Source organism: Streptomyces sp. NRRL F-2664 (genome assembly GCF_000719345.1).
In the GTDB taxonomy this organism is placed as follows: domain Bacteria; phylum Actinomycetota; class Actinomycetes; order Streptomycetales; family Streptomycetaceae; genus Streptomyces.
Window position 1 is genome coordinate 1 of the sequence record NZ_JOFX01000584.1, and the last position, 242, is coordinate 242.

At 73.6% G+C, this 242-nt stretch carries 1 pseudogene; it reads right to left on the reverse strand.

The window, feature by feature from the left end:
- A pseudogene (locus IF89_RS48965) lies at positions 1-222 on the reverse strand (hypothetical protein); the annotation flags it as partial.
- Positions 223-242: the final 20 nt, after the last annotated feature.

Genomic DNA, 242 nt, shown 5'->3' on the forward strand with positions numbered 1-242 from the left:
GTGGACGGTGGTGGAGGTGAGCCGGCTGTAGGCGTCGTAGCCGTGCACGGTGTGCGTCGTCACCGGCGTGCCGCCGCCGGCCCCTGCTCCACCGCTGCCGTCCGTGCTGGCACCCCCCTGCCCGCCGCTGCTGTCGGTAGTGTCGGCACCTTCCTGCCCGCCGGCTGCGGGGCGGGTGTCGGTGCGGGTGGCCAGGTCTCCGCGGCTGTTGTAGGTGTACACGGTCTGGGACAGCAGGGTGC